21 protein-coding genes and 1 pseudogene are annotated in these 21,966 nt (G+C 72.8%); 5 read left to right on the top strand and 17 right to left on the bottom strand.

The genetic code is table 11. From position 1 onward, the window contains the following. The first annotated feature begins 193 nt into the window (after positions 1-193). Complete coding sequence (locus tag AC4OXY_RS01160) at positions 194-616, top strand: Hsp20/alpha crystallin family protein (RefSeq protein ID WP_356037513.1); 423 nt, start codon at positions 194-196, stop codon at positions 614-616. 64 nt (positions 617-680) lie between these two features. Here the strand turns inward: AC4OXY_RS01160 and AC4OXY_RS01155 are convergent, their stop codons facing one another. Genes AC4OXY_RS01155 through AC4OXY_RS01115 form a run of 9 tightly spaced genes read right to left on the bottom strand, consistent with a single transcriptional unit; the run spans position 681 to position 8,411 of the window. Beyond that, entirely contained in the window at positions 681-1,301 is a 621-nt protein-coding gene (locus tag AC4OXY_RS01155) for a V-type ATP synthase subunit D (protein ID WP_491992889.1), read from the bottom strand. Then, a complete protein-coding gene (locus tag AC4OXY_RS01150) occupies positions 1,298-2,701 on the bottom strand; it encodes a V-type ATP synthase subunit B (RefSeq protein ID WP_491992888.1) in 1,404 nt (467 codons plus the stop codon). Before AC4OXY_RS01150 ends, AC4OXY_RS01155 begins: the two co-directional genes overlap by 4 nt. Then, positions 2,698-4,482, bottom strand: a complete 1,785-nt coding sequence (locus AC4OXY_RS01145) for a V-type ATP synthase subunit A (protein ID WP_491992887.1) — start codon at positions 4,480-4,482, stop codon at positions 2,698-2,700. The genes AC4OXY_RS01150 and AC4OXY_RS01145 overlap by 4 nt, the downstream gene beginning before the upstream one ends. Beyond that, positions 4,479-4,988, bottom strand: coding sequence for a hypothetical protein (locus tag AC4OXY_RS01140; protein ID WP_491992886.1), 510 nt, complete (start codon positions 4,986-4,988; stop codon positions 4,479-4,481). Before AC4OXY_RS01140 ends, AC4OXY_RS01145 begins: the two co-directional genes overlap by 4 nt. Next, complete coding sequence (locus AC4OXY_RS01135) at positions 4,988-5,212, bottom strand: hypothetical protein (protein WP_362820989.1); 225 nt, start codon at positions 5,210-5,212, stop codon at positions 4,988-4,990. The genes AC4OXY_RS01140 and AC4OXY_RS01135 overlap by 1 nt, the downstream gene beginning before the upstream one ends. A 2-nt stretch (positions 5,213-5,214) precedes the next feature. Next, on the bottom strand, positions 5,215-5,628 hold the full coding sequence (locus tag AC4OXY_RS01130) for an ATP synthase subunit C (RefSeq protein WP_491992885.1): 414 nt from the start codon (positions 5,626-5,628) through the stop codon (positions 5,215-5,217). Next, complete coding sequence (locus tag AC4OXY_RS01125; protein WP_491992884.1) at positions 5,613-7,055, bottom strand: V-type ATPase 116kDa subunit family protein; 1,443 nt, start codon at positions 7,053-7,055, stop codon at positions 5,613-5,615. Before AC4OXY_RS01125 ends, AC4OXY_RS01130 begins: the two co-directional genes overlap by 16 nt. After that, on the bottom strand, positions 7,042-7,971 hold the full coding sequence (locus tag AC4OXY_RS01120; protein WP_356028819.1) for a hypothetical protein: 930 nt from the start codon (positions 7,969-7,971) through the stop codon (positions 7,042-7,044). The genes AC4OXY_RS01125 and AC4OXY_RS01120 overlap by 14 nt, the downstream gene beginning before the upstream one ends. Further along, positions 7,968-8,411 (bottom strand): hypothetical protein, encoded by a 444-nt coding sequence (locus AC4OXY_RS01115; RefSeq protein ID WP_356028816.1) that lies wholly within the window; start codon positions 8,409-8,411, stop codon positions 7,968-7,970. Before AC4OXY_RS01115 ends, AC4OXY_RS01120 begins: the two co-directional genes overlap by 4 nt. Before the next feature lie 166 nt (positions 8,412-8,577). Here AC4OXY_RS01115 and AC4OXY_RS01110 point away from each other — a divergent pair, with 166 nt between their 5' ends. Further along, complete coding sequence (locus AC4OXY_RS01110; RefSeq protein ID WP_356028814.1) at positions 8,578-9,444, top strand: CBS domain-containing protein; 867 nt, start codon at positions 8,578-8,580, stop codon at positions 9,442-9,444. A 130-nt stretch (positions 9,445-9,574) separates the two neighbouring features. Here the strand turns inward: AC4OXY_RS01110 and AC4OXY_RS01105 are convergent, their stop codons facing one another. After that, complete coding sequence (locus AC4OXY_RS01105) at positions 9,575-10,249, bottom strand: CBS domain-containing protein (protein ID WP_491992883.1); 675 nt, start codon at positions 10,247-10,249, stop codon at positions 9,575-9,577. A gap of 133 nt (positions 10,250-10,382) precedes the next feature. Next, on the bottom strand, positions 10,383-12,095 hold the full coding sequence (locus AC4OXY_RS01100; RefSeq protein WP_491992882.1) for a SulP family inorganic anion transporter: 1,713 nt from the start codon (positions 12,093-12,095) through the stop codon (positions 10,383-10,385). 180 nt (positions 12,096-12,275) lie between these two features. Here AC4OXY_RS01100 and AC4OXY_RS01095 point away from each other — a divergent pair, with 180 nt between their 5' ends. Beyond that, positions 12,276-13,181 (top strand): universal stress protein, encoded by a 906-nt coding sequence (locus AC4OXY_RS01095; RefSeq protein WP_491992881.1) that lies wholly within the window; start codon positions 12,276-12,278, stop codon positions 13,179-13,181. A gap of 26 nt (positions 13,182-13,207) precedes the next feature. Further along, complete coding sequence (locus AC4OXY_RS01090) at positions 13,208-14,080, top strand: universal stress protein (RefSeq protein ID WP_362821101.1); 873 nt, start codon at positions 13,208-13,210, stop codon at positions 14,078-14,080. 91 nt (positions 14,081-14,171) lie between these two features. Here the strand turns inward: AC4OXY_RS01090 and AC4OXY_RS01085 are convergent, their stop codons facing one another. The 6 genes and pseudogenes from AC4OXY_RS01085 to AC4OXY_RS01060 all read right to left on the bottom strand — a co-directional run bounded on the left by AC4OXY_RS01085 (position 14,172) and on the right by AC4OXY_RS01060 (position 20,993). Further along, positions 14,172-15,350 (bottom strand): site-2 protease family protein, encoded by a 1,179-nt coding sequence (locus AC4OXY_RS01085; RefSeq protein WP_362820994.1) that lies wholly within the window; start codon positions 15,348-15,350, stop codon positions 14,172-14,174. A gap of 339 nt (positions 15,351-15,689) precedes the next feature. Further along, positions 15,690-15,878 (bottom strand): annotated as a pseudogene (locus tag AC4OXY_RS01080) (hypothetical protein); the annotation flags it as partial. 214 nt (positions 15,879-16,092) lie between these two features. Beyond that, positions 16,093-16,773 (bottom strand): CBS domain-containing protein, encoded by a 681-nt coding sequence (locus AC4OXY_RS01075; RefSeq protein ID WP_491992880.1) that lies wholly within the window; start codon positions 16,771-16,773, stop codon positions 16,093-16,095. Further along, entirely contained in the window at positions 16,770-17,228 is a 459-nt protein-coding gene (locus tag AC4OXY_RS01070; protein WP_491992879.1) for a cyclic nucleotide-binding domain-containing protein, read from the bottom strand. Before AC4OXY_RS01070 ends, AC4OXY_RS01075 begins: the two co-directional genes overlap by 4 nt. 317 nt (positions 17,229-17,545) lie before the next feature. Further along, positions 17,546-18,274, bottom strand: coding sequence for a CBS domain-containing protein (locus tag AC4OXY_RS01065; RefSeq protein WP_491992878.1), 729 nt, complete (start codon positions 18,272-18,274; stop codon positions 17,546-17,548). A gap of 31 nt (positions 18,275-18,305) precedes the next feature. Beyond that, positions 18,306-20,993, bottom strand: coding sequence for a bifunctional acetate--CoA ligase family protein/GNAT family N-acetyltransferase (locus tag AC4OXY_RS01060; protein ID WP_491992877.1), 2,688 nt, complete (start codon positions 20,991-20,993; stop codon positions 18,306-18,308). A 389-nt stretch (positions 20,994-21,382) separates the two neighbouring features. Between AC4OXY_RS01060 and AC4OXY_RS01055 the strand changes: the two genes are divergently transcribed. Beyond that, positions 21,383-21,871 (top strand): CBS domain-containing protein, encoded by a 489-nt coding sequence (locus AC4OXY_RS01055; RefSeq protein ID WP_491992876.1) that lies wholly within the window; start codon positions 21,383-21,385, stop codon positions 21,869-21,871. Positions 21,872-21,966 lie beyond the last annotated feature (95 nt).

Raw genomic sequence — 21,966 nt, 5'->3', positions numbered from 1 at the left:
TCGGTGGTCGTGGCGTCGGACATGACGATCGTCGCCGCGCGTGGTCGTCCCTCGGTCACCAGTCTCACCACGGGCGGACCGGGCGAAAGGGACTGGAGGGACCCAGGCATGGGCCGTTCGGCCTCAGCAACCGGGACGCGGGCGCGCTGGACTGGAGGTGTCGGCACGGCGACCACACCGAGGAGGTACCGCGATGGCCACACTGAAACGCGCGCAGAGGTTCCCGTTCCCGGACATCCCGGACTGGTTCGAGAACCTCCCTGCCCGGTTCGCGATGCCCACCATGGGCGAGCTGTACACGGTTCGCGTCGAGGACTACACGGAGGGCGACCGTTACGTGATGCGGGCGGAGCTTCCGGGCATGTCGCCCGAGAACATCGACGTCTTCATCAGCGACGGGGTGCTCACGGTCCAGGCCGAACGCACCGAGAAGGACGTGGCGAAGAACCACAGCGAGATCCGGTACGGCGTGATGAGCCGCAGCGTGACGCTGCCGCCCGGTGCCGACGAGGACGACGTCACGGCCGACTACGCCGACGGCATGCTCACGGTCAGCGTGGGCATGGGCGCCGAGAAGCCGTCGGCCAAGCACGTCGAGATCAAGCACAGCGGCTGACCGGAGCCGGCTGGGCACGGCGGGCCCGGTCACGGGCCCGCCGTCGGCGTGCGCTCGGCGGCCGTCACCCGCCTCCGTGTGTGGCGGCCCAGCGCCGTCGCACCGCTTCCTCGTGTTCGGCTTCTTCCAAGGCGAGTTCCACCGACGACAGCTCGCTCTCCAGCCGGGGGATCCAGTGGCGGCGCAGGGCGCGGACCCGCTGCCGGGTCCGTGCCGCTTCGGCGGCGAGCAACTCGGCGGCCGCCTCGTGCGCGGCGTGCTCCGCGGCGGCGCCGACCGCAGCACGGTAGGCGTCCTCGGCGTGCGCCAGCGCCGTGTTGGCAGGTGTCGGCTCCGCGGCGGAGCGAACGGGGGCGGACCAGGCCATGGCCGCGGGATGGCGCACACCCATCAGTGCGTCCCAGCGGACCTCGACGGAGGCCCGGTCTTCGGGAACCGCCTCGGCCAGCGCTCGCTCACCGCCGAGCAGCACCCCACGCACCAGCCACACATCGGCCTCGGCCAGCCGTTCCCGCCATGCGCGGCCGGCTTCCTGCGCCGCCCGACGCTCCACGCGTTCCCGGTCCAGGAGCAGCCGGAGCTTGCGTTCCAGCAGATCCGCTCCGCGCAGCGCGGTGGCGAGGCTGCGGCGAAGCCGCAGTCGGCCGGCGCGTCCCGCCGGTGCCCGGCGTCCCCGCTCGCTCACGTCGCCTCCTTGTGGCGCGGCGGCACATGGGCGTCGATCAGCTCGGCGGGGATCATGCCGAGCTGGCCGGCGGGAAGGGTCGACAGCACCTCCCACGCCAGGTCCAGGGACTCGTCCAGCGACCGGTTCTCGTCCGGGCCCTGGGCGAGGAACCGGTGCCGGAACCCGTCCTCCAGGTCCAGAAAGCGCAGGTCGGTCGGACTGAGCGCGGGCTGTCCGATCAGGTCGGCGAGCTCCCGCACCTGCCGGGAGCGGGCCAGGGCGGCGATCAACTGCGCGGCGACGGAAGGGTGATCCGCACGGGTGCGCTCCGGCCCCGTTCCGTTGCGCATCAGCCGGGACAGAGAGGCCAGCGGGTCGACGGGGGGATACGTGCCGGAGGCGTGGACCTCGGCGGAGAGCACGATCTGCCCCTCTGTGATGTAGCCCGTGAGGTCCGGCACGGGGTGCGTGATGTCGCCCGCGGGCATGGTGAGTACGGGCAGGACGGTCACCGATCCGGGGCGGCCCCTGATCCTGCCGCAGCGTTCGTAGAGGGACGCGAGGTCGCTGTACAGGTAGCCGGGGTACGCCCGGCGCGCCGGTATCTCGCCGCGCGCTGCGGACACTTCGCGCAGCGCCTCCGCGTAGGCCGTCATGTCGGTCATCACGACCAGGACGTGGCGGCCCTCCGCGAAGGCGAGTTGCTCCGCGATGGTCAGCGCGAGCCGTGGGGTGAGCAACCGCTCGATCACCGGGTCGTCGGCCGTGTTGACGAGGAGGGCCAGTTCTCGTGCGGCGGAGCGGGCGGCCAGCCCGTCCTGCACGAACGCCGCGTCGGCGTGCGTGAGTCCCATGCCGGCGAACACGACGGCGAACGGCTCACCGCCGCACGTCGCCTGGGCCGCGATCTGCACCGCCAGCTCCAGATGCGGCAGGCCGGCCGCCGAGAACACCGGCAGTTTCTGGCCCCGTACCAACGTGGTGAGCACGTCCACGACACCGACTCCGGTCAGCACCGGCTCGTTCGGCGGTTCCCGGCGCACCGGGTTGATCGGCGCGCCGCCGACCGGCGCGTAGACGTCGCCCAGCACCGGCGGCCCGCCGTCGGCCGGTTCGCCGCGCCCGTTGCACACCCGTCCCAGCCACCCGGTGCCCACCGGTACGCGCAGCGGCGTCCCGGCGAAGGCGATCCGCGTGCCGGTCCGGTCCATGCCGGCCGTGTCCTCCAGCACCTGCACCACGGCGAGGTCCCGGTCCACTTCGAGGACCAGCCCGTGCCGTCGTTCACCGGAGTCGAGCACGATCGCCGCGAACTCGTCCCAGCCCACCCCCCGCACGCCTTCGACGACCACGAGCGGCCCGCGCAGTTCCCGCACACCCGTGTACTCGACGCCGACCGCGTTGTCCGTGCCGCTCATGTCACCCCCTTGAGCCTGTCCAGTACGGTGTCCCGTGCGGCCGCCACCGGTGCCGTCTCGGCGGGGCCCGCGACCTCGCGGGCACGCTGGAGCGGGGTGAGGTCCACCGCCTCGACCGCGTCCGCCGGGACACCGGAGCCCACCAGTTCCACACAGCGGTCGATCACCGTCAGCGCGGCTTCCACGAGCGCGGCGGTCTTCTCGGGGGTGCTGTAGGCGTCGGCAGGTGACAGTGCGTTCTGCTGGATCACGGCCTCGCGCAGCAGCCGCCCCGCGACCACGCTGATCCGTTCCCGGGGCGGCAGCGCCGTGATGCCCACCAGTTCCACCAGGCCGGCCAGCCGGTCCGCCTCCGCCAACAGGTGCGCCACCCGCCCGCGCCGCTCGGCCCATTCGGGATCCCCGGCCCGGGCCTGCGAGGCGGTGAGCGTGGCTGCATCCCGGGAGAAGGAGTCCGCCCAGGAGACGGCGGGGTAGTGCCGTGCGTAGGCGAGGTCGCGGTCCAGGCTCCACAGGCACCGTACGAAGCGTTCGGTGTGCGCGGTGACCGGCTCGGTGCGGTCGCCACCCGGCGGGGACACGGCACCGATCACGGTGACGGAGCCGGTCGCACCGCCCAGGGTGCGCACAGCGGCGGCCCGCTCGTAGAACGCGGCCAGTTGGGAGGCGAGCCCCGCCGGATAGCCCTCCTCGGCAGGGAGTTCGCCCGTCCTGGAGGCGAACTCGCGCAGTGCCTCCGCCCAGCGGGAGGTCGAATCGGCGATCAGGACGACGTCCAGGCCCATGTCGCGGAAGTACTCGGCGACCGTTGCGCCCGTGTGCACGCTCGCTTCGCGGGCCATCATCGGCATGTTCGAGGTGTTCGCGATGGTCACCGTGCGATCGGCCAGCCGTCCTCCTGTGCGGGGGTCGGTCAGTTCCGCCAACTCCGCTATGACGTCCGCCATTTCGTTGCCGCGCTCGCCGCAGCCGACGTAGACGATCACGTCGGCGTCGCACCACTTGGCGATCTGCTGCAACAGCATGGTCTTCCCGGTGCCGAAGCCGCCCGGCACGGCGACCGTACTGCCGTGGGCCACCGGGAAGAGGAGGTCGACGGCGCGCTGCCCCGTGTGCAACGGCAGCTCCGCGGCCAACCGTGCCGCCACCGGCCGCGGCCTGCGCACCGGCCAGAACCGCACCATCCCCACCTCGTGTCCGTCCACCACGGCGAGTACGGTCTCCGGGCGGTGATCGCCCGCTGCCGTGATCCTGTTCACCGTGCCCGAGAGGTCGGGAGGTACCAGGAGACGCAGAGGCACACTCGCGCCGATCTCCCCGAGTATGTCCCCGGCCGAGACCTGTGCCCCCTCGGCCACTCGGGGAGTGAACGGCCACGTGCGCCCGTCCGGCGCGGTGTTCGGCCCGCTCATCAGGAAGTCACCGGCGCCGGCCAGGGGGCGCAGCAGACCGTCGAACACGCCGCCGAGCAGATCCGGGGCCAGCCGTACCGACAGCGGTCGTCTCTGGGGCTGCACGGGATGTCCGGGGGCCAGTCCGCCGGTGTACTCGTACGCCTGGACGGTAGCTGTGTCGCCCTGAATGGCGACCACTTCGCCCGGCACTTCGGCGGAGCCGAGCGTGACCAGCTCGTGCATGGCGACCGGGGCGGGGCAGACGATCTCCACAAGCGGGCCGGCGACCCGAAGGACTCGTGCGTGCGATGCGTCGTCTCTCCGCGAGGGCGCCGGTCCCGTGCCCGGGGGCCGTGCGTCTGCCCCGTGGCCGCGGCGTGTGGTCACGGCGGCGCCCACAGCGACTCGGCTCGCGCACCCAGCCGGTCCAGGGCGCGGTCGGCGAGGGCGTCCGCCGAAAGATCGACCCGGCGGCCGGGCACTTCGGCGGTCACCCCGCCCCCCACGGCAGCCGAGACCTGTGCGTGCGGGCCCACTACGGCTCGTGCCGTCTCGGCGAGCCGGGCCTGAGGTACGGCGTCCTCCGCCAGCGCCCGACGCACGCCGGCACGGACCGAGGCCCTCAGTTCCGCGTAGACCTCGGCTCGCGACGCGAGTTCCACCGCCCAGGCCTCCCGCACCGCTCGGACCCGTTCCCGCTCCGCTGCGGCGGCGCCGTCGCCCTCGCCGAGTTCCCGCGCCCGTGCCAGCACCTGCTCAGCCGTCGCGCGGGCGGTGCGCAGGGTCTCGTCCGCTTCGGCCCGCGCACGATCCCGGACGGCGTCGGCCGAGGCTCGTGCGGCGCGCAGCAACTGTGCGCGCACGGGGTCCAACGCGTCCACCGGCACGGTCATCAGGGCATCACCACCGTCAGTGGCCGTGACGGGGCAGGGCCGATGGTCTCGGCCCCCAGCGCTTCGGCGGCCTCCGCCGTCAGAATCACGAGGCCGGCCGTGCTGGGAAGCCCCCGCCAAGCCTGTCGGACGGCCTCCGCATCCTCCGCGACGAGGACGTCGACTCCTGCCAGGGCCAGCCCGCACACGCTGGTCCATGCCCCGATGGCGGCCACGGTGCCCATCGTCAGGCCTTTCCGATCAGCAGGATCGCGACCACCAGCCCATACACGGCGATGCCCTCCGCCAGACCGACGATGACCATCGCACGACCGAACATCTCGGGTCGTTCGCTGAGCGCCGCCAGTGCCGCGGCACCCGTGTAGGCCACGGCGATGGCGGCCCCGATCGAGGCCCCGGCCACCGCGATGGCCGCCCCGATCAGCGCGGACCCGTTGACCGCGCCGGACGTGGCGGCCTGCGCCGACGCCCGCGCGGGGCTCGCCAGCGCCGTGGCCAGGAGGACACCGGCGCCGCCCAGCAGGGCCAGGTTCGTCGCCAGGAGCCAGCGGAAGGCATGTCTGGCCCGGCGCCACCGCAGGAGCCGGACGGAGCCGAGCACCGCGACCAGGACCGGCAGGACGATCAGCCAGGTGAGCATGGGATCACCTTCGCAGCGTGGTCGGCAGGCTCCGCCGGAGGAACGTGCCAGGGACGGAAGGGACGGCCCTCGGTGCCGAAGACCCGGGAGAAGAGCTCGTAGAACTCAAGCCGCAGGGCCTGCACACCGGCCACGAGGGCCTCCAGGCCGAACGAGACGGCCGTACCCACCGTGAACAGCAGCACGGCACCGACGGTTGCCGCGGCGCCGCGCCCGGCCAGGCCTGTGGTGCCGCGCCACACGAGATCGGCGAGCGCCGCGTGGGTGAGGCCGAAGGCCGCGAGCCGGGCGAACGAGAGTGTGTTGGTACCTGTGCGTACGACGACGTCGAACAGCTGGACCGCCGTCTCGGCCCATCCCGCGCCGCCGCCCGCCGTGGCCCTGAACAGCCCGAGGGCCACCAGTGTCAGCCCGGCCAGGGCGACAGTGGCCCCGGCGAGTGCTGCAGACGGCCGGTGCAGCAGCAGGCCGGCCGCGACCGAGGCGAGCCCCAGGTAGAACAGCAGGCCAGCGCAGCCCGAGGCGGCGAACAGTGCTGCCCCCCAGCCGTTCTCACGGACACGGTTGGCCGCGCCGGCCGCATGCGCGCCGACGAGCAGTGCGGCCCCGAGGACCACGGCGGCGGCCAGCAGGCGGGCCGGGTCGGTCAGCGGGCTCAGCCACAGCACCGGCAGCAGCCCGGTCGGGCCGAAGAACTCTCCATAGGCGGCGCCCGCGAGCATGGACGCGATGCCCGCGCCCGCCAGGAACGGCCACAGCCGCCTCAGCCGGGCCGCCCGACGGGGCCACCCGAGGCGGAGCCCGAACGCGCCGAGCACCAGCAGCGCCCCGTGCCCCACGTCGCCGAACATGATCCCGAACATCGCGACATAGGCGAGCCCCGCCGGCCACGTGGGGTCCAGGTCCGCGTATGCCGGTGTGCCGTACGTCGTCACCAACGGGGTCAAGGAGACGGACCTGCCCGGCCGCAGCAGCGTCGGCGGATCGGTGCCGCGAGGGAGCGGCAGCGGCAGCAGCGCGCCACCCGCGGCGGCCAGCCGGCCGGCGACGCGGGGTACTTCGGTGGCCGGACACCACCCGGCCAGCGCGGCCACCTCTCCGCGCCGTACCGCGCCTTCCGCGCGCTCCTCCAACTGGGCCTCCCCGGCCAGCAGTTCGACATCGCGACGCTCTTCGAGCAGGTCGAGGTCCGGCGCGGTGGCGGTCAGTGCGGCCGAAGCGGCGGGTTCGGCCCCGCCCGTCGTGGCTCGTCCGCGCAGCCGCCGCAGGCGCACCGCCGCCGCCCCCGGAACCGCCTCCTCGACGCGGTCCAGTTCCACGCAACCGGTCTCGGCGATCCGCACCAGGGCGGCACGCAGCGCCTCCTGTGGCACGATCACCGCCACCCGACGCATCCGGACCGGCGTCATCGCCTCAGACCAGGGCATCGAACGCCTCCCCGAGCCGTCCTCCCCGGGCCGCCGACTCCAGGGCCGCCCGCACCAGCCACGCGTCCACGGAGAGCACCGCGACCGCGCCGACGACCACTCGGGGTCCGTACCGGCCGTCGCGCAGCATGGCCGCGCCGTCGGCGCCCATGGTCCGCCACCAGCGGGCCTCGGCCTTCCACAGCGCGGCCGGCTCCGGCACGTCCGCCAGGACCCAACCGGCCGCGGCGGGGAGACGCTCACGGAACTGCTGGTACGAGGCGGCGGTCGCCGCCCGCGCCCCGAGGAGCCGTGCCGCGTCACGCCGCGCGGGTCCCGGCAGGGAGCGCTGATGTACGAACAGTTCACGGGCCGTCAGCAACGCCGCGCGCCCCTGGGCCCAGCGGCGTGCGGGCGGTACGGCGACGGCGGTGCGCCTCGCGGCGGCCATGCGCATGCCCGTGACCAAGGCCCAGGACGTGTCACCACCCGGATCGCCCCAGGGCGAGGAGGCGAGCGCGGCCCTCAGTTCCGCTGGTGTCCCGGCGCGCTCCAGAATCCGCCAGGCAGTCTCCAGCGCCCCGAGCCGGTACGGCTCCGGGGCCTCCGCGCGGTAGCCGTTCAGCGCGGGCAGCTGGGAGGACACGTTGGCGATCTCGAATCCGGCGGCCAGCGGAACGAGCAGGCGGGCACCGCCCCGGGGCAGCCAGCCGGCCAGCACCCGCAGATGCCACAGCAGCGTGGCGGTCACCGTGTGCTGGGCCTCGGGCAGGCCGACCGCCGTCCGTGAGTACCGCGCGTACGGCGTCGCCGCCAGGCTTCGCAGAGCGTCGTCGAGCGTGTGACAAGCCGCGATCTCCCGTGCTCCGGCTGCGCCGGGGTACCGGCCGACGAGAGCCTTGGCCCGCACCGCCCCGGCGACCCACCCGGCGCTCACGGCGCCTCATCCGCGCCCCGGCCGCCGGCCAGGCGCAGCGCGTCGGCCACCGCACGGTCCACCAGATCCGGCATCCGCTGCCCGGCTCGTGCCCTGACCGCCGCAGCGGCCCGTTCTCCGGCGGCGCGTACGGCGTCTGCTCCCGTCCGGGCTTCGCGGAGGCCGGGTTCCGCGGCCCGGCGGCGGACCTCGGGAGCACCTTCCTGAGCGGCCGCGACGATGCGTGCCGCCTCGCGTGCGGCATCCTGCCGCACGGTCTCGGCCGCCTCGTCCGCCGCGGCCCGGATCCGTGCCGCCTCCCGCTGCGCGTCCGTCAACAGCGCGAGGGCGGGCTCCAGTTCGGCGGCGCGTTCCGCCGTACGGTCGGCGGGTACGCCGGTGGCGGACGCACCTGGTGTCCCCACCGGACGGAACCGCTCCAAGAAGTCCCGCAGGCTCATCGGCGGCCTCCCGCGGTCGGCTGCTCCTTCAGTTTCGCCGTTTCCGCCCCCCTTCGCACCGGATGGGGCCGTCACGACGTTCCACCAGGGCCGTTCGGCTCTTGGCAGGGGTGGCACGAGAGCAAGACTGGGACGGTAGGCGATGCGACGGAGCCGGGAGGCCGCCGTGAACAAGCACGAGAACTTCGCCGCGGAGGCAGCGGCCCGACGAGCCCTGCCCTCCCGCCGCTGGAGCCCCGGCGAGACGGCGCGGCAGGACATGCTGATCCGCTACCTGGGCGCCGTGGCCGCCGCCGCGGCCGCACAAGCACGCGCCGAGGGGCAGGCCCCGGCAGAAGCTGCCGCCCGCCCGGCGCCGGCGGCCGGACCGCCCCCGCAACCGCCGCCCGAAGCAGGGATCCCCTTGGTGCGGGACGTGATGGACGTGCCCGCCGCCTCCGTGCCCGACGACCTGCCGTACCGCGAGGTCGCCCGCCTGCTGGCTCGCGAGCAGGTCGGGGCCGCCCCGGTCGTGGACGCCGGGGACCATGTGGTCGGCGTCGTCTCGGAGTCCGATCTGCTCGCGAAGGTCGCCTTCGAGGCCTCCGGCCACCGGGTCGGACGTATCGGCAGGCTGCGTGAGCGACGGCTGGAAGGCAAGGCCCGCGGCGAGACGGCGGCCGACCTGATGACGAGCCCCGCGATCACGGTGCTTCCCGGTGCGACCGTCGCCGAGGCCGCCTGGCTTGCCGCACTGTCCCGGCTGAAGAGGGTTCCGGTCACCGACCGCGAGGGGCGTCTGGTCGGGGTCGTGCGCCGCAATGCGCTGTTGCAGGCCCTCATCAGGGACGACGCTGGAATCCGCGCGGAGGTCGAGGCCAGGATCGAGGCCTGCTGTCCGCCGGGCGACCGGGAGGCCGTGGCGGTGGCCGTGCACGACGGCATCGTGGAGCTGACGGGCCGGATGCCTCCGGCCGGTTCGGCGCGGCTGGTGGCGGAGGTGGAGAACATCGCCGACGTCGTCGAGGTGAAGAACCTTCTTACCGCCGCCTGACCTCTGCCGCTGTCTGTTCCGTGCCCGGATGGGGTCCTGCTCACCGAAGGTGCGTAGGTCGGTCATGCCGACCCCTCGTCCCGGGGGGACGTACAGCCTGCGGACGATCACCAGCCGCCGGCTCCGCACCCTAGGGTCGACCGGCCCCACTCACCCCACGGTCGTCGCGCGCCAGGTCGAACTGAACGTCCACGACGCCCTCGACGGCCCGCACCAAACGCGCGGCCACCGGGACCAGGGCGCTGTCACGGACGCGGCCCGTCAGGAGGACGACACCGTCGTGCACCTCCACCTGCACGGCCGAGGACGACAGGGGGAAGAGGTACGACACGATTTCGCGACGGACCTCCTCGGCGATGTCCTCGTCGTCGCGCAGGAAGACCTTGAGCAGGTCGGCCCGGCTGACGACGCCCGCCAGCAGACCTCCCTCGTCCACCACGGGCAGCCTCTTGACCCCCGCTCGCGCCATGGTGCGCGCGGCCTCGGCGAGGGTGGCGCCGGCCCGGACCGTGACAGCGGGGGAGGACATGAGGTCGCCCGCGGTCAGGGCGTCGGCCTTCGCCATGTCGACGGGCTGACGCAGCTGCAGGTAGCCCGCATCGGGGTCGTCCCGGAGTTCCTCCTTGGTCAGCAGATCGGCCTCGGACACCACACCGACCACCCGTCCCTCGCCCTCGATCACGGGGAGAGCGCTGACCTGCCGGTCCTGCATGAGCTGCGCCACCTCCTTGAAGGGAGCCCGTCGGCCGACGGCGGCGACCGTCTGGGTCATGACGTCGCTGACGATGTGCGCGGTGCCGTACATGATCTCTCCATGAACTCTGCGTCGGTGCTGCCATCACCAGCCTGTGCCGGTGCGGGAGCGGCGGCCAGGGGCCATCCGACCCCGGCGAGCCCCGCGACGGTGCGACGTCCGGCCGAGCGGACGTGGGCGCCGGTCAGCGGTCGCGGCACCACGTCCGGTACGCGGCCACCGCTGTCGGCATGGTCGGGAAAATGCGCTCGGCGCCGACGGACTCCGCGAGGCCGTACGCCTCCAGGTCGTCCAGCAGGTCCTGCTTGACGCGGGCGAGAGCGAACACGATGCCGCGGCCCGTGAGGTCGCGGCGCAGGGCGTCCACGGCGTCCAGCGCCGTGATGTCCACCTCGACATTGGCCTCGGTGTTCAGGACGAACCAGCGAACCGGCTCGGTCTGTTCGTCGACGGCGGCCAGCGCCCGGCGGTGGAAGTCCTGCGCGTTGGCGAAGAACAGGGGCGAGTCGTAGCGGTACACCAGCAGGCCGGGGATCGTGCGCGCCTGCGGATAGTCGTCGACGTCGTGCATGCCGGCCACCCCGGGCACCAGCCCCTCGATCGCGTCGTGCGGCCGGGCCACCCGGGTCAGCAACTCGGCGACCGACAGGCCGACCGCGACGAGCACGCCGTAGAGGATGTCCAGGGCGAGCACGCCCGCGAGGCAGCCCAGGGCGAGGAGCAGCTCGCGGCGGCGGAACGACGCGAGTCGGCGGAAGCCGACGAGGTCGATCATGCGCGCGGCGGCATAGACGACGAGTGCCCCGAGGACAGCCGCCGGGGTGCGGGTCAGCAGCGGGCTGAGGAACAGCAGCACCGCCAGGACGACCGCACCGGCGACCAGCGAGTACGCCTGGCTGCGAGCGCCCGCGGAAGAAGCGAGCGCGGTGCGGCTGGCGCTGCTGCTGACAGGGAAGCCGTGCAGCACCCCGGCGCCCAGGTTGGCCGCGCCCAGGGCCAGGAACTCGCGGTTGGCATCGAGCGTGCCCGTCGCACCGCCGGGATCCGAGAACGCCCGGGCGGTGAGGATGAAGTCGGTGTACGCGACGAGCAGCACGCCGAGGGCGGGCAGCACCAGGCGCGGCACCACGGTCAGGTCGGGGAGGGCCAGGGACGGAACACCGGACGGCACCGTACCGATCACCTCGACGCCGTACCGGTGGTCGAGGTCGAGGGCGACGACGACCGCCGTACCGAGAATCACGGCGATCAGGGGCCCGGGAAGCCCGGGGACGAAGCGGGCCACGGCCACGAGAAACCCCAGCGCAATGGCGGAGAGAATCAGGGTCGCGGGGTGAACCTGCGACAGGTGAGTGAAGAACGACCACAGCTGCGGAAAGAACGCCGAGCTGTTGGTCCGTACGCCCGTGAGCCGCGGCAACTGGTCCACCGCCATGATCAGCGCCACGCCCGCGAGATAGCCGATCAGGACCGGGCGCGAGAGCAGATCCGCGAGAAAGCCCAGCCGGACCGTCCGGGCCGCCAGACACAACATCCCCACCGTGACGGCGAGGCCCGCCGCCAGCGAGGCGTAGCGACCGGGAGCGCCGTCGGCGAGCGGTCCGACCACCGTGGCCGTCATCAGCGCTGTCGTGGACTCAGGGCCGACGGACAGCAGACGCGAGGAGCCGAACAGCGCGTACATCCCCAGCGCCGGAAGGATCGCCCAGAGCCCGGCGACCGGCGGCAGGCCGGCGACGCCCGCGTAGGCCATGACCTGCGGCACGAGGTAAGCGGCCACCGTCACGCCCGCGATCAGGTCGCCTCTGAGCCGGCCCCGTGGGCGGACGAACAGCGCGCCGAGCCGGGGCATCAGGCAGGCCCTCCCCGGCAACCGTCTGCCCGGGCCCTCGGTCATGCGCTCGCCCTCCGCCGTTCGCTCCCAGGATCCACCGTCGCACGGAGCTCGCAAGCCGCAGCCTCCACGCCTTCCTCGCCCCGTAGGTCGATCGGTCCTGTTCAGGGTCGTCCGGCCCATGACCCGAGCCGCGACCACGTCGTCACGCTGGAACCGAATCCTCGCCGGGAGGTGGAGACCATGTCCCGTACCGTCACCGTCGGTCTCGACGGATCGCCCGAGAGCCGGGCCGCCGTCGAGTGGGCGACGCGCGAAGCGCTGCTGCGCGGCCTGCCGTTGAAGATCGTGCATGTTCAGGAGCCGCTGCCCAGGCACGTGGCCCAGGCCCCGCCGCTGGGTTCCGAGACCCACCGGCGCTGGAGCGAGCAGCTGCCGGTCCAGGCAGCGGAAGGCGTCCGTCTCCAGCACCCGGGCATCGAGGTGAGCACCGAGCAGGTCACCGGAACCGTGGCCGACATCCTGTGCGAGGCGGCTGGTTTCGCCGATCTGCTGGTGCTGGGCTCGCGCGGCTTCGGCGGCATGGGCGGGTTCCTGGTCGGCTCGGTGAGCCTGGCCGTCGTGGCGCGCGCGGAACGGCCGGTGGTGCTGGTGCGGGCCGGGGAACAGGCCGCCGACGAGCACGGGACGGACCCTGCGGGCATGCTGTCCGCTGCGACGCCCTTCCGGCCCGTCGTCCTCGGCCTCGACATCGATCACCCGGACGACACGCTGCTGGAATTCGCCTTCGACGCCGCAGCGCGCAGGGAAGCGCCTCTACGCGCCGTGCATGTCTGGCCCGAGCCGCCCACCTCCTTCTACCGCTTTCCGGGCGACGCCGAGCTCTACGACTCGCTGGAGCGGGAGCATGCAGCAGCCCTGACCGACGCCCTGCGCCCCTGGCGGCAGAAGTTCCAGGGCGTCGAAGTGATCGAGGCGAGCCGGTGCGGCAGCGCCGCGCAGGTCCTCGTCAACGCCGCCCGAGACGCCTCCCTGGCCGTCGTCGGCCGCCGTATCCGCACCGGTTCCTTCGGCGCCCACATCGGCCATGTCACCCATGCCGCCCTGCACCACATCACCGCCCCCGTCGCCGTCGTCGCGCACGGCTGACGCATTCCGCAAGGCACGTGAGCAGGATGAACCTCCCGATCGTGGTGGGCGTCGACGGTTCTGAGCCGAGCCTGAGAGCGGTGGACCGGGCGGCCGACGAGGCCGCCCTGCGCGGGGCGGGGCTCCGACTGGTGTACGCGTCTTTGTGGGAGCGCTATGAGGGCGGGCTCTTCGCACACGACGTGGACAAGCCGTCGGAGGATGTGACGGGGGAGGACATCGTCGCCACCGCCGAGAGCCGGGCCCGTCGTCGCCAGCCGGGAGTGCGGGTCACCACCGACCTGCCTGCTGAGGCCCCGGAGTACGCGCTCGTGCGGGAGAGCCGGACGGCCCTCGCGGTGGTCGTGGGCTGCCGTGGCCGCAGCAGCGTGACGGAGGCGCTGCTGGGCTCCGTCAGCGTCATGGTGGCGGCGCACGCGCACTGCCCGGTGTTCGTGGTGCGCGGCAGCCACGACACTCAGGCCCGTTCGAGGGCACGCGGTCGAATCGTCGTGGGGGTCGGTGAGAAGCCGACGGGCTCCGCCGCCGTGCGGTTCGCCACCGAGGAGGCCCTGCTGCACGGGGTGCCGCTGGAGGCCGTACGGGCCTGGCGCCGGCCCGTACACGCGACCACCGGTCAGCCGCTGATCAGCGGCGAACCGGCCCACCTGTACGAGCAACAGGCCACGGAGGCGCTGGAAGAGGCGCTGCGTGACCTACCGGAGGGCTTGCCGGTACAACGACGCACGGTCGAGGCCCACGCCCGTGACGCCCTCGTGGCCGCCTCCCGCGAGGCCGATCTGTTGGTGGTCGGCGCACGCCGCCGCCACGGTCACCTCGGGCTGCAACTCGGCCGCGTCGCCCACGGGGTGCTGCACCATGCCGCGTGCCCGGTGGCCGTCGTACCGGAGCCTGACTGATTCCAAAGCTTCAATGCCGGTCAGCCGGTCACCCCGATGCCGCCACGGGGAACCGGCATGGTAGGACCGGTGGGTGGCACCGCGCAGGCCATCACGTCTCCTTCGAATATCTGCCGGTGCCGTGCGGCCACCGGTCCTGGGCTCTGGCGGACGGGGCCGGCCAGGTCAGGGCACGGGTGATGTCGGCGATGGTGAGGATGCCGACCAGCCGGCCCTCGTCGAGGACCAACGCCCGGCGTACAGGGCTTGTCTGCAGGCGGGGGAGCAGGTCGAGGACGGGCTCGCCGGGTCGGGCCGTGACGACGTCGGCGAGGGGACGCATCACGTCGTGGACCCTCGTGCTCGTGCGGGCCTCGGGTGGGGTCGCGTCGACGCGCCGCAGGGTCAGCACACCGGTCACCGAGCCGTCCGCCGCCAGCACGGGGAACGCGGAGTGGCGGTACGGGCCGAAGGGCCCCTCCGCGAGGAGGTCGGCGAGGGTCGCCGTGGCCGGCACGGTGACAGGGTCCGCAGTCATGACCCGGCAGACCGGGACACCGGCCAGCACGCTGCGCATCTCGGCCTGACGGGCCTCGGCGGTGGCCGCACCGATGAGGAACCAGCCGATCAGGGCGGGCCACAGGCCGGACAAGTCGTGCCTGAACAGTACGGCCGCGAATCCGGTCACCACCATGAGCCAGCCCAGTGCCCGGCCCGTCGCCGAGGCACCGCGAGTGGCTCGCAGCCGGTCGCCGGTGCGGTGCCACACATACGCGCGCAGCAGCCGTCCCCCGTCCAGCGGGGCGGCGGGCAGTGCGTTGAACACGGCCAGCAGAACGTTGATCGCGGCCAGCCAGACGAATGCCTCGACCACGAGCCCGGACGCATGAAGCGCGTCCAGCCCCAGGGCGACTCCGCCGAGCACGCCTCCGGCCAGCAGGCTCGTGAGCGGACCCACTCCGGCGATGCGCACTTCCGCGGCCGGTGTCGGTGCCTCACCGAGCAGACGGGCGGCACCACCCAGCATCCACAGGGTGATGCCGTCGACCTGAACGCCGTTGCGGCGTGCGACCACCGCGTGCGCCAGTTCGTGCGCGAGCAGTGAACCGAGGAAGACGACCGCGGTCAACAGGGCGAGCGCCCAGTACACGACGGCGGAGTGGCCGGGGTGGGCAACGGGAAACCGCCCGCGCGCCAGGGCGACCGTCACGAGGGCGACGATGACCAGCACACTCCAGTGCAGTCCCACCCGCACTCCGCCGATCCGGCCGAGGGACAGGGTCTCGTTCATGATTCCTCGCCTCACCCTCTGAGCGGAGCCTCGCCCGCCATGGGCGGCGCCGCTCGCGGTGCCACGAAGCAGGTTCGTGGTGCCCTCATCGTCCGGCGGCAGTTGTCCTTCGGGCAGGGGCCGATCGGCTCGCAGACGCGACTTCCGGCCCAGAGCAACTGCTGCCGGAGCACCGCGGAGGGGATGAACGACAGGGCCTGTGTCACCCGTGGCTACCGGCGCCTCAGCAGTCCCGCCCCCGATCCCGTCGCGCCATACGACGCCGGTCACGTCCTGCTCCTAGGAGGCCTCACGCCAGGGCTACGCCGGTCGTCTCACCGGCCTCGGCCAGGATCCGGGTATCCGGGTCATCTCTTCGCGGGTGAGGCGGAGTTCCCCGACGGCGCCCACGTGTGGTACCACGATCTCCGCCCGTGCCGAGCCCCCGGCGCGTGTGCGCTCGGCCACCGCTTCGGTGATCGCCTGTACCCGCACGAGCCCGGGCACCACGATCCCGAGCCGTACGCCGCGCAGGCCGGGCATCGAGTTCCTGCGGCGTTGCTCGCCGAGGCCCTGACCGACATCGCCCGGCACGCGCATGCCGATCGTGCCGAGGAGGTCCTCACGACAGACGGCCGCGAGGTGTCGCCCACGGCCTCGGACGACGGCGTAGGCATCCCGGACGGTGGCAGCCCTGACGGCTCACCCCGGTCGTCCGGGTTCCGGCTTCTCCCCGCGGGTTCTGATCTACCGGTGAACAGTGCTATCCGTCGGCTGCCGTGAGCCGACAGTCCACGCCCACCACGCCCTCGACACCGCGCACCATGCGGACGGCGAGCGGAATGCGCGCGGCGTCCGGAACTCGTCCGGTCAGGGTCGCGAAACCGTCGGTGACCATGATGTGCACCGGCTCGACCGGAGCTGGGAAGAGGCGGTCGACAACCTCGCGCCGGATCTCGTCGGTGAGGTCGTCGTCCGGGCGCAGGAACACCTTGAGCAGGTCCCCGCGGCTGACGACGCCTTCGAGGACACCCACGGCGTTCACGACAGGCAGCCGTTTCACGTGCCGCAGAGCCATGATGCGCGCAGCCTCCGCGAGCGTGGTGTCGGAGTGTACGGTGACCGCAGGCGCGCTCATCAGTTCCTCTGCGGACGCCGCTCCGGCCTTGGCCAGGTCGGACATGCGGCGCATCTGGGTGGAGCGATCCGGCTCGCTGTCCCGGAACTCCTCCTTGGGCAGCAGATCGGCCTCGGAGACCACTCCGATCACCCGGCCGTCGCCTTCGAGGACGGGCAGGGCACTGACCTGCCACTGTTCCATGCGCACGACGATGTCCTTGAACAGCGCCTCGCGGCCCACCGCGACGACCTCACGCGTCATCACGTCACTCACCCGGTGCGGGCTGCCCCGCGTGAAGTCCTCCTCACGAGGCCGGGCGGTCATGTCAGGTCACCGCTGCCGTAGGGGGCGTAGAGAACGAGCAACCGGATCCGGGAGGCGTGCAGCCGCTGGGCGACCGCCTGTCCGACCCAGACCGCGATCGCCCGGCCGAATCCGGGGTCCTCGGCGCATATGGTTCGCACGGTCTCGGCATTGAACTCCCACGCCCGCACGGGGCTCATGGCCTCGGCACCCAGGTGCCAGGAGTACGGCGGGAAGTGCCAGGACCAGCCGACCAGTTCGCCATGGCCGAGCGACTCGACGACAGCGGAACGGCGGCCGGGCACGTGCAGGTCGAGGGCGACGGTGCCGGTGCGGATGATCCAGAAGCGGTCGGCACGCAGGCCCTCCTCGAACAGGCGGGTACCGGCATCGAACGAGACCTCGCGGGCGAGACGCATCAGGCGGTCGCGGTGCTCGACCGACAGGGCCGCGGTCATGGTGGTGGCGGAGGTCATCACACCGGCTCCCTTCAGGTTCTCTGTTCCCAGCGTGAGCCCGGCCGGCCCGCGCCACCACGGGCCGCTCGGATCCGCCCAGGGCCCTTCGGCCCATGCCGGCACGCGTCTGGAGGGAGAGACACCATGAGCGTCTCCCCGCGCATCTCGGTCATCGCGGTCGGCGACCCGTCCCGGCACGAGGCCGGTGTCGGCCGGACCGTACTCTCCCGCCTTCGCGCGCGGGCTCCGGAGAGGCCCTGCCCGCCTGGCACCGTCCTTGCGGGCAGTGTGCCCACACCCGAGTCGCCCCGGTCGCGTCCACTGTCTCCGGCATCTCACGGGTTGCGCAGCCAGTCGTCGGCCACACCGCGCACGGCGGGTCCGGAGGACCGCGCATGCCGGTCGTCGAAGCGGTAGGTGAGGTGGTCGACCACGTCGACGACCCCGTCCAGCCGACGGCTCATGGCGACCGCCACACCGGCATCGCTGCGGCGTTCCAGCCGGCCGGTGAGGGTGACCACACCGTCGTACACCTCGACCTGGACGGTGTCCGGGCCGAGCCACAGCGCGTCGGCCAGCACCTCGCTCCGCACGGCCTGCCGGATCTCTTCGTCGGAGCGGACGAAGACCTGGAGCAGATCTCGGCGGGTGACGATGCCGACGAGCCGGTCCTCCTCGTCGACCACGGGCAGTCGCTCGATGCCGTGCAGCGTCATCAACCGGGCGGCCTCTCGGAGAGTCGCCTGCGCGCGCACCGTCACGGCGGGCGCCGACATCAGCCCCCCGGCCGTACGCGCACGCATCCTGGCGGAGCTCTTCCGGGCGCCACGGCGCAGCCGGTGCACCCACGCGCCGAGACGGCCGCTCGGCTCCAAGGGGTGTGCCTGGCGCTGCATCAGGTCGGTCTCGGAGACGACACCGATGACCTTGTCGTCCTCGTCGATCACCGGCAGCCCGCTGATGCGGTGCTCGTGCAGGAGACGTACGACATCCTTGAACGGAGTGCCGTACCCGACCGTGACGACATCGTCGGTCATGACGGGGCCGATCTTCGTGGGTTTCATGGCGGACCTCCTCCGGAAGTCTGTGATCCCGTCAGCGCAGCCGACGCAGATACGGGTCGTGTTCCTGGCGGGGAACGAGGCGGATGCGGGCGTCGAGCGTCGTGATCCCGTGCGGCCCGGCCAGCACCGGGTTGAGATCGGCGTCCGCCAGCTGGGGCAGGTCCGTGGCCATCCGTGACAGACGGTGCAGCAGCTGTTCCAGATCGCCGAGGTCGGCGGCGGGACTGCCGGCGTACCCGAACAGCAGTGGGGAGCAGCGAGGCGAGGTCAGCAGGTCGTGGGCGTCGAGCTCGGTCAGCGGGGCCAGCCGGGCCGCGTGGTCGGCGAGCAACTCCGTCACCGTACCGCCGAGCCCGAACACGACGAGCGGTCCGAAGACCTCGTCCCTGACGATCCCGGCGAACAGCTCGGTGCCGCGCTCGGCGAGCGGCTGGACGACCACACCGGTCAACCGGTCGCCGAACCGAGTGACCAGATCCCGGTGTGCGGCCCTGACCTGAGAGGGGTTCTGCAGGTCCAGGTGGAGGGCACGCTGCTCGCTCTTGTGCAGCAAGCCCGGCCAATAGGCCTTCATCACGACCCGCCCATCGGGACCCGCGAGCCGTCCGGCCGCGACGACGGCCTCGTCCTCGTCGCGCGCCCATGCCCACGGGATCTGCGGGATGCTGTAGCAGGTGAGAAGTGCCGCGGTCGTCTGCGGATCTAGCCAGCCCCCCTCCGGGTCGTCGTCCAGGCAGGCGGCGACGATCTCACGTGCGCGAGCGGTCTCCACGTCCGGCATTTCCGGGACCGGGCTGGGCAGCCGAGAGAGCCACTTCGTGCGGGCGGTGGCGTGGGCCAGGGCGCGGGCGGCATCCTCGGCGTCCGAGTACGCGGGAGTCGTGGCCGCGCCGACGGTCGGCAGCAGCTCGCGACGAGCCGCCTGAGTGGGCCGTACCGCGAGAACCGGGCGGGGGAGCCGCTCCGGGCTCTGCGTCAGCGTGTGGACGAGGTCCTCGCCGGTGGTTTCGGCGAGGGCCGTCGGGACCAGCGTGACGAGGACCGCGTCGACGGCCCCGTGCCTGGCCAGGAGACCGACGCACGCATGCAGTTGCTCCTCGCCGACCACCGCGGTCACGTCCACGGGGTTGGTGGCGGTGGCGCCGTCCGGCAGCAGATCGAGAAGCTCGTCCACCAGGTCGGCGGCGAGCGTCGGGACGTCGAGTCCGGCTTCTGAGCAAGCGTCGGCTGCGAGGACGCCCACCCCGGCGGCGTTGCTCACGACGGCGACCCTGGTGCCCGTGGGCAGGGGCTGCGCATGCAGCAGGGCGGCGGTGTCGAGAAGTTCGCCGATGGTTCGGGTGGCGGTGATGCCGGCCTGGGCGAACAGGACCTGCCGGGTCATGGTCGGGGTGGCCGCCGCCGCGGTGTGCGAGGCGGCGCCGCGCCGTCCGGCCTCGGACCTGCCCGCGTCGACGGTGAGCACCGGCATGGAGCGGGCCACCCGGCGCGCGGTACGCGAGAAGGCGCGCGGGTTGCCGAAGGACTCCAGGTGCAGCAGCGCCATGTCGGTGCGCCCGTCGCTCTCCCACCACTGGAGCATGTCGTTGCCGCTGACGTCGTACTTGTCGCCGAGCGACACGAAACTCGAAACGCCGATGCCGAGCCGGGAGAGCCCCTCCAGCAGGGCGATGCCCACACCGCCGGACTGTACGGCGACCCCTGCCGTGCCGGGACCAGGGTGATGCGCGGCGAAGATCGCGTCGAGACGGACGTCCGCCTCGGTGTTGGCCAGCCCCAGACAGTTCGGGCCGACGAGCCGCATACCGTGCCGCCGGCATGCCTGGATGAGGGCACCGGACTGATGCCGGTCCAGGCCCGCGGACACCACCAGCAGAGCCCTCACGCCCGCCTTCCCGCACTCCTCGGCCACCTCGGGAACGGCTGCGGCCGGCACGGCGATCACGGCCAGGTCGGCCACTTGTGGCAGGTCGGCGACGGACCGGTAGGCGTGCACTCCGGCGATCGCACCGGCGTCCGGGTGTACGGCGAAGACCGGCCCGGCGTAGTGACCGGTGCGCAGGTTCCGCAGGATCGCCCGCCCCACGGAGCCGGGCCTGCGACCGGCGCCGATCACCACGGCGGCTCTCGGCCGCAGCAGCGGCTGCATGCTGACGACGTCGGCGACCCGTCCCCGGGCGTCGACGGCGTCCAAGTACGTGTTGCCCTCGGCGAGTTCGACTGTGCAGTGCACCTCGGGACCGTCGAAGCGACGGGTGACGAGCAGCCCCAGATCGTGGAAGACCTTCAGCACCTCGTGGTTCTCGGACAAGGCGTCCGCGGTGAACGCTGTTACGCCCGCCGTACGCGCCGCGTCCGCCAGGTGCTCCAGCAACAGGGTGGCCACACCCCGGTGATGCCAGCCGTCGGCGACGGCCAGCGCGACCTCGGCGGTGCTGCCCGCTGGCAGAACCTCGTATTCGGCCAGGCCGACCAGACGTCCCTCGTACTCGGCGGCCAGCGCGCGGTAAGCGGGCCGTACTCCCTCGGCCACCCGATCTGCGGCCTTCCGGGCGGCGGCCGGGCTGACGGAGAAGAACCGCAGCCGCAGGTTCTCCGGCGACATCTCCTCGTACAGCCGCAGCACGTCTTCGCGGTCCGCCGGACCCGCCTGCCGTATCCGCACGGTGGTGCCGTCGCTCAGCAGCGCGTGCGCCGGGGCTTCCTGGATGCCGGTCATCGCGAGATCTCCCTCCGCGCTTCCCCCTTCAGCGTCGGGCGCGTGCTCCCTGGGCCACAGGGGCTGAGAGGGCAAGCGCCCGGGCCGAGTGGCCCCGGTGTCCTGTTCAGGCCGACGTCTGCCCGTGCAGGTCGCACCGCGTTCAGCTCCGAACTCGTCGCCGGGATCCGTGGGCCGGACGCAGCTGAGGCTGGTGCGACTGGGACGGGCTGCTGTGACGCATGCCGCCGTCCCGCTGTGTGTCACGAGGGACGCCGGGCGTTGGGCGGGTGCGGGTCCGATCGCTGTTTTCAGGGCCATGTGGCCCCGTGACAAGGCCGTCCTGAGAGGCCAGTGTGCAAGAGCACGCAGCGGAGCCGAGCGCCCCACGACAGCGCAGGGAGGCGACCGTGGTGGAGAACCCCGTGGTGCGGAGCCTGATGGACCCCGCGCCGTACTCGGTCAGTGAGGACGAGACGCTGACGATGGCCTGGGAGGTCCTGGAACGATCGGGGCAGCGAGCGCTGCCCGTGGTGCGGGCGGACGGTTGCTGCGCCGGTGTCCTGGACCGGGCCGAGCTTGCGGTGGCCTGCGCGGGAGCCGCGCTGCCCCGGCGAAGAGTGCGCGACCTCGTACACCCTCGCCGGAGCGTGAGGCTCCACCCCGACGAGGCCCTGTCGCACGCGGCGGCCGTCATGACGGAGGAGGACACCGACGCCCTGCCGGTCACAGACCGGCGTGGACAACTCGTGGGGCTGCTCACGGCCCGGGACTACGTGGCCGCTGCCGCAGGGCTCCACCGTCGCGCAGCCGCACTCGCGGAGGGACCGGCACGGGTCGCCCTGCCCGGACTCCCGCCGCGGCCCGGGGTGCGGGAACACGGGATCGTCATTCCCTAGCTGGGCGCGCGGGTCCGTGGGCAATCCCCCCGCCACCCCAGATCCTGTGGCAGGACGCCGCGCATTGCCTGAACACGCCGGGGGCTCTGCCGCTT

The sequence above is a fragment of the Streptomyces sp. HUAS MG56 genome, from assembly GCF_058673395.1.
This window is presented reverse-complemented; position numbering and strand designations above follow the sequence as displayed.

Coding starts and splice junctions, on each gene's coding strand:
- AC4OXY_RS01060 (WP_491992877.1), bottom strand. CDS start 20,993: ATGACCGGCATCCAGGAAGCCCCGGCGCACGCGCTGCTGAGCGACGGC.
- AC4OXY_RS01070 (WP_491992879.1), bottom strand. CDS start 17,228: ATGACCTCCGCCACCACCATGACCGCGGCCCTGTCGGTCGAGCACCGC.
- AC4OXY_RS01105 (WP_491992883.1), bottom strand. CDS start 10,249: ATGTACGGCACCGCGCACATCGTCAGCGACGTCATGACCCAGACGGTC.
- AC4OXY_RS01115 (WP_356028816.1), bottom strand. CDS start 8,411: ATGAGCCTGCGGGACTTCTTGGAGCGGTTCCGTCCGGTGGGGACACCA.
- AC4OXY_RS01125 (WP_491992884.1), bottom strand. CDS start 7,055: ATGCCCTGGTCTGAGGCGATGACGCCGGTCCGGATGCGTCGGGTGGCG.
- AC4OXY_RS01065 (WP_491992878.1), bottom strand. CDS start 18,274: ATGAAACCCACGAAGATCGGCCCCGTCATGACCGACGATGTCGTCACG.
- AC4OXY_RS01085 (WP_362820994.1), bottom strand. CDS start 15,350: ATGAACGAGACCCTGTCCCTCGGCCGGATCGGCGGAGTGCGGGTGGGA.
- AC4OXY_RS01095 (WP_491992881.1), top strand. CDS start 12,276: ATGTCCCGTACCGTCACCGTCGGTCTCGACGGATCGCCCGAGAGCCGG.
- AC4OXY_RS01160 (WP_356037513.1), top strand. CDS start 194: ATGGCCACACTGAAACGCGCGCAGAGGTTCCCGTTCCCGGACATCCCG.
- AC4OXY_RS01130 (WP_491992885.1), bottom strand. CDS start 5,628: ATGCTCACCTGGCTGATCGTCCTGCCGGTCCTGGTCGCGGTGCTCGGC.
- AC4OXY_RS01090 (WP_362821101.1), top strand. CDS start 13,208: ATGAACCTCCCGATCGTGGTGGGCGTCGACGGTTCTGAGCCGAGCCTG.
- AC4OXY_RS01100 (WP_491992882.1), bottom strand. CDS start 12,095: ATGACCGAGGGCCCGGGCAGACGGTTGCCGGGGAGGGCCTGCCTGATG.
- AC4OXY_RS01150 (WP_491992888.1), bottom strand. CDS start 2,701: ATGAGCGGCACGGACAACGCGGTCGGCGTCGAGTACACGGGTGTGCGG.
- AC4OXY_RS01075 (WP_491992880.1), bottom strand. CDS start 16,773: ATGACCGCCCGGCCTCGTGAGGAGGACTTCACGCGGGGCAGCCCGCAC.
- AC4OXY_RS01140 (WP_491992886.1), bottom strand. CDS start 4,988: ATGACCGTGCCGGTGGACGCGTTGGACCCCGTGCGCGCACAGTTGCTG.
- AC4OXY_RS01135 (WP_362820989.1), bottom strand. CDS start 5,212: ATGGGCACCGTGGCCGCCATCGGGGCATGGACCAGCGTGTGCGGGCTG.